Consider the following 9,608-nt stretch of genomic DNA (forward strand, 5'->3'; position numbering starts at 1 on the left):
TGTCGAGCTGGGCGCCGATCGTCCGGAAACCTCCGCCCGCTCCTGCCAGGACGTTGATCGAGGCGCTTGCGGCGTTGGTCAACGTGCCGTTGGTGACGTTGAAGGTGGCACCCTGACCGGCCGCCACATTGGTCAGCTCGAGGGCGCCGTTGTTGGTGAATCCGTTGAGCACCGTGAGGAGCGCGCCGCCCTGCGCGCCGTCGCCGGTCGCGCGGAGCGTCGATCCGGCCTCGGTGGTGAGCGCGCCGTTCAGCGCTGAATTCCCGTGCGCCTCGATCAGGCCGAAGTTGTCGAGCGGCAAGGCGGCGTTCGCGGCGCGCAGGACCAGTGATCCCTGATTCGTAAGCGAACCGGCGCCGTTCAGATTGCCTGAGGTGAGGTCGAGCACGCCATTGCTGGCGACGGTGGAGGCGCTGGCCAGCGTCAGCGAGTGGGAATTTCCCGATAGTGTCTGCGCGCCGCTGGTCGTTCCGAGCGTCAGCGAATTGACCGAGCCGTCGACATTGAGCGTCACCGTATAGGTGCCGGCCGCGGTGATCGAAGCGTCATCGGCCGCCGTCGGCACCTGGGGCGGCGACCACTTGGTGGGGTCGTTCCAGTTGCCGCTCACGGCGCTCGCCCACGAGATCGGGATGGCATGCGCGGAAGTGGCGCCGAGCGAAAGGGAGAGCAGAGCGAGAGCCAGCGTGAATCGGGCAGAGTGCGGGCGATGCGCGGCCATGCGGGGAGCCTCCGGGGCAGAATGTCCGCCGACATTCTTCGCCTCGGCTCACCAGCGAACAAGTCAATTTGGTCGAATCGCCGGTAAACGAATCGCGGCGAGTTCAGTACCGCCATACCGGCGGAAACCGAGGACTCGCCGCGACGAATTCTCCCGGAGAATTCTTCGCGCTAGCGGGCGCCCGCGTCGCTCGCGCTCAGGCCGAGATCCACTTCGTCGATCGGGTCGAGGCGGAGCAGGTCGTCGCGCAGAGGCGAACAGTTCTTGGTGAGCGCGGCGAGCGCCAGATCCTCGGCCGGGGGCAGGTCCTGGAGGAATACGAACGCCGCCCCGGTCGCGAATCGCGCCAGTGCGTCGTGATTGTAGGCGCCGCCCTCGCGGGTCGCGCGCCGCGCCTGCAGCACCTGCGCGAGAGTCACGCCGTCGCCGCACACCGCCTTCCAGCGCGACTCGACGTCCTTCGCGTGATCGGGATGCGCGGAGCGATCGCTGTCGGTGACCAGCACGTAATCGCCGAGATCTCCCTCGGGCTGGTACGACGTCCACACCACACGGGCCGAAGTCGCTCGATCGAACTGCTGGTGCGCGATCGATGCGCCGTCCTTGGTCGAGATCAGCTCGTACTCGCCGCTCACCGTGACGTCGCGCACACGAGCCACGACCTCGATCGGCACCTCGACCCAGTGTTCGGTCTGGTGCCCGTCCTGATCCTTGTCGACGATGCGCCGCGAAATCACATCGCGGAAGAACTGAACGCGCTGAGCCGAGCGCACGTCGCCAATCGAGCCCCACACCACGCGGTCGGCGCCGATCTTGCGGCCAATCCGCACCGCCTCGCCGCGAGCCAGGCCGTCGAGCTGAGAAACCGTCATCTGGCGCTCGACCGCGTCGCCGCTCAGCACTCGGGTGAACATCACCTTGGGCGGTGCCATCTGCTGCGCGAGGGCGTCGCGCCAGTTCGAGGCCACCTGCGTGCCGAGCTGCGGATCGTCGGGGCCGGAGCGGAACGGCAGAACCGCCACCCGCGTGGTCGAGCTCGTGAGCGCGCGGTCGGCGAGCGGTCCGGCGTCGCGGTAGGGGGTGACGAAGCGCAGCGCCTCTTCCAGCTCCATGTAGGCCCGCTTCGGCCGCTGTGAGTCCAGAGCGACGCGACCCGCGTCGTAGTGGCTGCGCGCCGCCGAACGACGCAGCGTCTTCTCGGTGTTCGTCCAGTCGGGGCTGACCGCGATCGTGGCGTAGTGCGCGGCGTTGCCGCGGAAATCGACGAACTCGAGCACCTGATCGGCGGCCTGCAGGCTGTCGACGTCGGCGAGCGCGAGGATCTTGCGCTGCCACTCCTGCGCGATCGCGTTGCCGGCGGCGGTCGCGGCGTCGCGCGCCTGAGGATTGCCCGGCTCCTTGTCGAGCGCGCGGACCGCCAGCTGCCACGCCTTCCAGGCGTCGCCGCCGGCCAGCTTCTCTTCGCTCTTCTGAGTGAGTTTCGCGGTGCCGGCACAGCCGGCGACCAGAACCATTGCCGCGAGGAGCGGCATCCATCGGCCTGTCATGAGCATGTCCTCCCTGGTCCATTCGATATCGGCAGGAATGGGCCGCTTCTTTGGGTCATGCTCCGACTCTTGGGTCGTGCTCCGAAGATTGCGGTTGGCCAGAGCCGGCCGATTGAGCCGCAACCTCCTGGCGGGGTTTTCGCTCCCACTCGATGTAAGTGCTGGAACGGCTTTGGTTTCTGCCGGCCAACCGCAATCTTCGGAGCACGACCCGAATTTGTCGCAACCGGCGGGGGACCGGCTGAATCTGAGCCGGTTGGAGCTCAGCTCACCCGGGTCCCCTCGACCCGAATGAGCGTCGCGCCGAACTCCCCAGGCGCCAGGCGGCTGCACCCCACCCAGCCGCGCTCCGAAACCAGCCAGCTCGCTCGACGTTCACCGATCCATGCGGAGCCCCACGCCCGCGGGGACGCCGGCGTGTGGTCCGGGCGACTGATGCCCGCAGCGCGCGCCAGGGAGGGCGTGTGTTTCGTGCACCCCGAGCCGGTGCGCAGGGCGCCGGGATCTCGTTGCTGCTGTCCGCCATGCTTGTCTGGGTTCCCATCTCTTCGCGCGCCGCAAACGTGGTGCTCCACTGGACCGCTCCGGGCGACGACAGCATGGTCGGCCGGGCGAGTGCGTACGATCTGCGCTACTCGGTATCGCCCATCACTTCGATCAATTTCCCGCTGGCCACCGCGGTCGGCGGCGTTCCGCTTCCGTCGCCCGCCGGCTCTCCCGAGCAGTTCACGGTCAGCGGACTGTCGAGCGGCGTTCCCTACTACTTCGCGATTCGCACGCGCGACAAGGCCAACAACTGGTCGCTGATCTCGAACGTGGTGCTCACCGCCGCGAAGGTCACGGGCGTCGATCCCGATGCGCCGGGATTCGGGTTCTCGGAGTCGAGGCCGAATCCCGCGCGCGAGCGCGTGGTGTTCTCGTACTCCATGGTCCGCGCCGCGCACGTGGAGGTGTTCGTCTGTGACATCGCAGGACGACGAGTGCGCGCCCTCGAGTCTGGAGTCCTGCCGCCGGGCCGCGGCGAGTTGACCTGGAATCTCCGCTCGGACACCGGGGCTCGCGTGCCACCCGGGCTCTATTTGGTGCGCGCCAATCTCGACGGAACGAATTTCACGCGCCGAGTGACGGTTGAGCGATGAAGAGATTCCACTCGCGCGCGCCCGGAGGATGGATGTAAGGTCGGCGCATGAATACACCGCAGCCTTCGACGAGAGTTCCGGTTCATGTGCGCCGGCGACTCGCGTTGTGGGTGGGAGTCGCCGCGTTGGTCGGCGGCGCCGTCGGCTATTTCACCGGCCACTCCGCGCGGCAGGTCATTGGCGGGGCGCTGTCGGGCGCGGCCGCGGTCCTGCTAATTTCGTGGATCGACCACCTGATCGACTGGGCGCAGCGCGTGCTGCGGGTGATGCGCGCGACCCTGATTGGGCTCAGCTGCGGCGCGATCGGCGGTGTGCTGGTGGCGATGGTGCGCAAGGAGAAGTGGCTCGGCCCGATGTTCGGCGGCGCCGCGATCGGCGCGATCCTCGCCATGTTCCTTTGGATCATGGTCGAGCGCCGGCGGGCCAAGCAGGCCCAGCTGGCCCGGGAGGCCGCGACGAGGTCGGCCGGGCCGTCGATGCCGGCGCCTCCCGCGACGACTCCGAAGGCCTAGACTGCGTCTAGAACCTCGTCGCGCCCGGCGCGGCCATTCCACGCCGGCGTCCCGCCGGGCGTTTCCAGACGGCGCCTAGGCCTTTCGCGCCCAGGTCGCGCGCGGGTCGGGGATGGGCGTTAGCCCCGCCTCGATCTCTTCACGTTGGTCCTCGAACCACGGTGGCAGGATCAGCCTGCGCCCCAGCTCCTCGATCGAGCCGCCACCTGCGAAGCCGGGCCCGTCGTCGGCGATCTCGAACAGCACTCCGTTGGGCTCTCTGAAGTAGATGGAGTGGAAGAAGTGGCGGTCGATCACCGGCGTCGCATGGACTCCCGCCGCGAGCAGGTGTTCATGCCAGCGCGGATGCTCGGCCATGCTCGTGCCCCACGCCACGTGGTGAACCGTGCCGGCGCCCGGCCGGCCCGGCCCCGGTGCGGGATCGAAGGCGAACCAGCTGCCGCGCTTCGCGCCACGCAGTTCCCACGAAGTGCCCGATCGCGACGCAGCCCCCAGCACGCGCTCCAGCAGATCGCGGCTGCGCTCGGCGTTGCGGGCGTAGGCGCGTACCCCGTCGAAGCCGATCAGCGCATGCTCGCGCGGAATGTCGGGATGCTCGGCGATCAGCGGCGGATCGTGGCTGGCATCCACCACCAGCTGGTGTTCGAGCCCTTCGGGGTCGCGGAACAGCAGGCTGTCCCCTTCGCGCCGTGGTGAGGCGCCTTCGCTCGCGAGCCGGCGCTCCCAGAACGCCAGCGAATCTGCCGCGCCGACGCGCCACGCCACGCGATGGATCATTCCGGCGCCCGCGCGTCCCGGCGCCGAGCCGCGGTACTCGAAGAACGTGATGTCGGCGCCGGGATCGCCGCGCTCGTCGGAGTAGAAGACGTGGTAGACCAGCGGGTCGTCCTGATTGACGCTCTTGCCCACCAGACGCAGGCCGAGCACGCGGGTGTAGAAATCGACGTTGAGCAGGACATCGCCGGTGATGCAGGTGACGTGGTGGATACCTTCGAGCTTCATGGTTCCCTCGCGGCTGGCGCGGACGCTGGTGGAATTCTGTCAGAGTCCCGGCCGATAGGCATGTGGTATTTTTCGCTTTGCAGTCAGGGCGTCGACTCGAGCGAAGCTGCGGCAACCAGGCGACTCACGACATCCTGCGAACGGATTCTCCGGGCGACGCCGATGTGGCAAGCGAAGGAGGAACTCCATGTTCGCTCTGCTTTGGACCTGCGTGGTCGGTCTGGTGGTGGGTGCGCTCGCCAAGCTCATCATGCCCGGCAAGGATCCCAGCCCCTGGTGGGTGACGATGCTGCTCGGGATCGGCGGTGCGCTGGTCGCCAATTTCCTCGGTCGGATGATTGGATGGTACAAAGAAGGCGAGGGCGCCGGATTCATCGCCGCGACACTGGGCGCGGTGCTGATCCTGTGGATCTATCGCATGATCAAGGGCCGCCAGGGCGGCGGCTCCGCGGCCAAGTAGCGCGGCCTCGATTTCATTCACTTCATCGCTAGGAAGGATTCATCGGGCATGAGGCTTTCGATCGCGCTGTGCGCGCTGGTCTGCATCGCGTGTGGAGTCGTGGGTTCGGCCGGCGCCCAGCCGGTGCAGCAACGGCGCGGATACGTGTTGCGCGACACCACCTCGTTGCCGCCGCCCGATCCCGGCATGGCCCGGCTGGTGGTGGCGCGCGACATGCAGAAACTTCAGGACCTCAAGCCCGAGTTCGTGTTCGTGGATCGCACCCCGTTCGGAATCCTCGCGCAGAGCACCGCGGTCACCGGCATGGTGACTCCCGGCTGGCATCGCGTGTGGCTGGGCCGCGCGGGCCAGGGCGAAGTCTGGGTCGAGTTCGTGGCGGGGGGCGGCTGTCTGCTCCGGCTGCGCGAGACCATGATGACCGGCGTCTGGCACGGCGACCTGGTACGTGAGGGCGCGGAAGGCTATGCGCATTTCGCGTTGAAGAAGGGCCTGAAGCTGTCGGTCATGGATTCGCGCGGGCGCGATGCGCTCGCGCGCAACATGGCGAAGCCCGGCGCCGGCACGGCCGCGGAGGACTCGGTGGCCCGCGAGCGCGCCATGACGAACGCGGTGCTGCCGATCGTCATCAAGGAGGCGTGGTACCTGCCGATCCCGTCCGATGCGCACCCCGGGGAGTGGGAGAACCATCCCGGGACGCTGACGATCGACGAGAAGTCGGTGCGTTACACGCAGGCTGACAGTCTGGTGCTCGAGATTCCGCGCGAGAGCGTGACCAGCGTGTATTTCGGCGCCCAGAAGGGCGACCACATCAATCCGTGGATCAAGGTCGGATACAAGGAGGGCGATCTCGACCGCGGCGCCACTTTCGCAGACGCCAACGAGTCCACCGCGACCGAGAACTACAACCGGATCTTCGGCGAGCTGGCCAAGCGACTCGCGCCGCGCTAGCGGTTTCGATCGGGGCTTCCATGGAGGGCAGCCTTCGAGTCCGATGAGCGATTTCGTCAGCACCACGCTGCGCTCGGCGGATGCTTCACTGCGCGCCGGCGACCTCGACCGCGCCTCGGCGCTGTTCCGCGCCGTGCTCACGCGCGACCCCGAGCAGCCCGACTCGCTCTACCTGCTCGGCCGAATCGCGCTGCGGGAGGGACGCCACGAAGAGGCGGTGCCGCTGCTCGAGCGCGCGCTCGCCGCCCGCCCGAACGCCGCGGTCGGCCATGCCGAGCTGGCGGCCGCGCTTCAGAACCTGGGCCGCGACGAGGAAGCGGAGCGCGCCGCCCGCCGCGCCATCGAGCTGGATCCCGCGCTGCTGATCGCGCACAACACGCTCGGGAACGCGCTTCGCGGATTGCGGCGCCCGCTCGAAGCGGCCGCGAGCTTTCGTCGCGCGCTCGCGCTCGACTCGAGCCCGGTGGCCGTGCACCTGAATCTCGCCGCGGCCTTACGAGAGGCCGGCGACGCCGAAGGGGCGCTGCATGCTCTGGCGGGCGCCGCGGAACTGCGACCGGATGACGCCGAGCTGCACGGTGCGGTGGGAAACGCCGCGCGCGCGCTCGGCCGGCTCGACCGGGCCGTCGAAGCCTTCTCGCGCGCGGCTTCGGTGCGACCCGACTCCGCCGCCGCCTGGTGCAATCTCAGCACGGTTTCGCTCGACCTCGGCCGGCTCGAAGCCGCCGAGGATCGGGCGCGGCGGGCCATTGCCATCCGTCCCGAGCTGGCGGACGCGCACTGGAATCTGGCTCAGGCGCTGCTGACCCGCGGCGAGCTTCAGGCGGGCTGGCGCAAGTACGAGTACCGGATGCTCAAGAGCAACGCCGCCGAGCTGATCCTCCCGATCTGGTTCTGGGACGGATCCCCTCTGGACGAACCGACGCTCCTGATCACCGCCGAGCAGGGCGTCGGCGACGAGATCCTGTTCGCGTCGTGCCTGAGCGACGTGCTCGAGCGGGTGCGGAGCTGCGTGGTCGAATGCGACGCGCGCCTGATCCCGCTCTACGCGCGGTCTTTCCCGGGCGCGCAATGGATTCCGCGGATGAAGACCGCGGAAGATTACCCCGCGTCGCTGCCTCGACCCGATTTCCAGATCGCGATCGGCAGCCTGCCTCGGTTGTTCCGCAACCAACTCGCGAGCTTCCCCGAGCGAGCGTCGTTCCTGCGGCCCGACCCGGCGGCGGTCGAGGACTGGCGGCGCCGTTACGCCGGGCTCGGCCCCGGGCTCAAGGTCGGTCTCTCCTGGCGCGGCGGAAGAGAGGCGCTGGTCCGTCGCGCGCGCTCGATTCCGGTCTCGGAATTGACCTGGCTCTCTGGAAGCGGAAATCCGAAGCTGATCAATCTCCAGTACGGAGACACGCGCGAGGAATTGCAGGCGGCGCGCGAGGCCGGGCTCGAGATCCACGACTGGGAGGACGCCGACTCGCTCCGTGACCTCGATCAACTGGCCGCGCGCCTCGCCGCGCTCGATCTCGTGATCTCGGTGGACAATGCCACGGTGCACATGGCGGGCGCGGTGGGAACTCCGACCTGGGTGCTGCTCCCGAAGGTCGCCGACTGGCGCTGGATGCTCGATCGAGACGACACGCCGTGGTACTCGAGTGTCACGCTCTTTCGCCAGGCGCGCGCGGGAGAGTGGGAACCGGTGTTCCAACGAGTGGCCGCCGCGCTGGCGGAGCACTCACGCTCGCCTGCCCCTTTGCCGGCGCGTGCCACAGAGACGCGCGGGCCCGCCGGCCGCTCGCGCCCCTGGGTCGCGCTGCTCAACGACACCTCGTACTGGTATCACTGGGGCTGCACCGCGACCAGCACCGCGATCGTCGAAACGCTGCAGGAGCGTGGCTACGAGGTCAATCGCGTCCCGATCACCGGGCTCCAGGGGCTCCGCGGCGGGCCCGAAACGCTCGAGCAGTTCGACGACGTCGAATGCTTCAACCGGTTCATGAGCGAGAACCCGTGGTTGTTCCGCGAGATCGAGTACGCCGATCACGTGGTGATCAATGGCGAGGGCTCGCTGCACGGGCTGAGCCCGTTCGTCCTCCGCCTGCTCTACGTCGCCTACGCCGTGAAGAGATATCTCGGCACGCGCGTGCAGCTCATCAATCATTCGTGCTATCCGCCGGCGGCAGATCTGGCGAGCGCCGCGCCCGCCGCGCGGCTCTACCGCAAGGTGTACGAGGCGGCGGATTTCGTGGCGGTGCGCGAGCCCGAGAGCCTTGCGCGACTGTCGGCGGCCGGCATTCCGGCCGCCGAGGCGTTCGATTGCCTGCCGCTCCACGTCGCGCGCCACTTCCCGCTCGGCTCTCGGCGCAGCGGGAAGCGCGTGGTGATCGCGGGATCGGTGGCGGCTCGCGCGTCCGACGCCGCGAACTACGCCGCATTGACCGCGGCGCTCGCCGCGCGAGGCTTCTCTGTCACTGCGCTGACCGGCGCGAATCTCTTTCCGGCCGCCGACGACCGCGAGTTCGTGGCGGCGCTGGCGAAGGCCCCGGGCGCGAGGTTCGAGCACCTCGAAGCCGACAGCCTCGAGCTGTGGCTGGACACCATTGCGAGCGCGGCCCTGCTGGTGTCGGGGCGCTTCCACCACACCATTGCCGCGGCTGCGCTCGGCACGCCATTCGTGCTGCTCGAGAGCAATACGCCGAAGAACGCCGGACTGGCGCGGGTGCTGGGCGCGCCGCCGCCGCTCTCGTTCGACGCGCCGGAAGCGGGAGCGGAGCTGTTGGCGCGTGCGGAAGGCGCGCTCGACGAGAAGCCCCGCGAGTCCCGGGCGGAGCGACTGGAGCGTCTGGCCGAGCTCGCGCGGGGCAATTTCCTCGCGCTGCCGGCCCTGCCTACAAGAGGGTCCTGCTCCGAAGATTGCAGTTGCGCCTGCTGATGCCGGGGATGTGGGCCCGAGGGAGACCAACTCACGCCGCGTATTTCAGGGTGTGGCGCTGGTTGCGGGTGAAGGCTCGCGTCCGAATGGTTCTCCAGTAGTACTTCTCCCATCGCTCCGGTAGCTCGATGCGCGTGGGGAAGAGGCGCTGCTCGAGGATCTGCCTGACGCTTCTCCTTCGCGAGTCGATCCCGAGCCTCATCGCCGGCGTCTGATCGCGCCGCAGCTCGGAGAACCACTTGACGTGGTTCCGCCACACCAGGAATACCCAGAGCCGATCGATCGCGCTCTGACGACGCTTGGACTGGGCGAGGGTCTCGCGCTTGTGGTTGGCGCCGCTGTGGCGGATCAGGAGATCG

9 protein-coding genes are annotated in these 9,608 nt (G+C 68.6%); 5 read left to right on the top strand and 4 right to left on the bottom strand.

From position 1 onward, the window contains the following. Together VMJ70_03135 and VMJ70_03140 are read right to left on the bottom strand one after the other, a co-directional pair. On the bottom strand, nucleotides 1–721 hold a 721-nt coding region (locus VMJ70_03135), incomplete at its 3' end, for a hypothetical protein (GenBank protein ID HTO90104.1). A gap of 170 nt (nucleotides 722–891) precedes the next feature. After that, on the bottom strand, nucleotides 892–2,268 hold the full coding sequence (locus tag VMJ70_03140) for a hypothetical protein (GenBank protein HTO90105.1): 1,377 nt from the start codon (nucleotides 2,266–2,268) through the stop codon (nucleotides 892–894). A gap of 464 nt (nucleotides 2,269–2,732) precedes the next feature. Between VMJ70_03140 and VMJ70_03145 the strand changes: the two genes are divergently transcribed. Together VMJ70_03145 and VMJ70_03150 are read left to right on the top strand one after the other, a co-directional pair. After that, nucleotides 2,733–3,407: a hypothetical protein gene (locus VMJ70_03145; GenBank protein HTO90106.1), complete on the top strand. Its 675-nt coding sequence runs from the start codon at nucleotides 2,733–2,735 to the stop codon at nucleotides 3,405–3,407. Nucleotides 3,408–3,493: 86 nt separating this feature from the next. Further along, entirely contained in the window at nucleotides 3,494–3,919 is a 426-nt protein-coding gene (locus tag VMJ70_03150; protein ID HTO90107.1) for a hypothetical protein, read from the top strand. Nucleotides 3,920–3,994: 75 nt separating this feature from the next. Here VMJ70_03150 and VMJ70_03155 read toward each other — a convergent pair whose 3' ends face one another. Continuing rightward, entirely contained in the window at nucleotides 3,995–4,921 is a 927-nt protein-coding gene (locus VMJ70_03155) for a VOC family protein (protein ID HTO90108.1), read from the bottom strand. A gap of 187 nt (nucleotides 4,922–5,108) precedes the next feature. Here VMJ70_03155 and VMJ70_03160 point away from each other — a divergent pair, with 187 nt between their 5' ends. From VMJ70_03160 to VMJ70_03170, 3 genes are read left to right on the top strand one after another with little or no spacing between them, the layout of a single operon-like run. Further along, the gene (locus tag VMJ70_03160; GenBank protein ID HTO90109.1) at nucleotides 5,109–5,381 is read left to right on the top strand and encodes a GlsB/YeaQ/YmgE family stress response membrane protein; all 273 of its coding nucleotides are present in this window, start codon (nucleotides 5,109–5,111) and stop codon (nucleotides 5,379–5,381) included. 48 nt (nucleotides 5,382–5,429) lie between these two features. Beyond that, entirely contained in the window at nucleotides 5,430–6,329 is a 900-nt protein-coding gene (locus tag VMJ70_03165) for a hypothetical protein (GenBank protein HTO90110.1), read from the top strand. Nucleotides 6,330–6,372: 43 nt separating this feature from the next. Further along, entirely contained in the window at nucleotides 6,373–9,249 is a 2,877-nt protein-coding gene (locus tag VMJ70_03170) for a tetratricopeptide repeat protein (GenBank protein ID HTO90111.1), read from the top strand. 31 nt (nucleotides 9,250–9,280) lie between these two features. On the opposite strand, the gene VMJ70_03175 is transcribed toward VMJ70_03170, so the two are convergent. After that, nucleotides 9,281–9,608: hypothetical protein (locus VMJ70_03175; GenBank protein ID HTO90112.1), on the bottom strand; the 328-nt coding region annotated here is incomplete at its 5' end.

Origin of the sequence: Candidatus Sulfotelmatobacter sp. (assembly GCA_035498555.1) — a bacterium.
Classification (GTDB): Bacteria; Eisenbacteria; RBG-16-71-46; order RBG-16-71-46; family RBG-16-71-46; genus DATKAB01.